The sequence below is a fragment of the Erythrobacter sp. HI0063 genome (assembly GCF_001635685.1).
Lineage (GTDB): Bacteria > Pseudomonadota > Alphaproteobacteria > Sphingomonadales > Sphingomonadaceae > Qipengyuania.
Map to the genome: position 1 here is coordinate 1 of NZ_LWFF01000187.1, position 301 is coordinate 301.

1 protein-coding gene is annotated in these 301 nt (G+C 65.1%); it reads left to right on the forward strand.

Annotated elements, in window-relative coordinates:
• Positions 1-301 (forward strand): DUF2254 family protein (locus tag A3736_RS06235; RefSeq protein WP_156502013.1); only part of this gene is annotated, 301 nt, incomplete at both ends.

Consider the following 301-nt stretch of genomic DNA (forward strand, 5'->3'; position numbering starts at 1 on the left):
ATCCCGGTATCGTCCGCATCTGCGTGGCGCCGGGGCAGCACGTATTGGCGGGGGAACCGGTCGCCGCGCTCGAACATCGGCTCGACAATCCCAAAAGCGTCGTGAAGAGCATTCCCATCGGTCCGTTTCGCAGCAACAGCCAGGGCACCGTGTTCCAGATCCGCCTGCTGGTGGAGATCGCGGCGCGGGCCCTGTCGCCCGCCATCAACGATTTCTACACCGCGCTGGCCGCAGCGGATTCGCTGGCCGAAGTGATCGCGGGGCATAGCGGAAACTGGGTCGATGCCGACAAGATACCCGC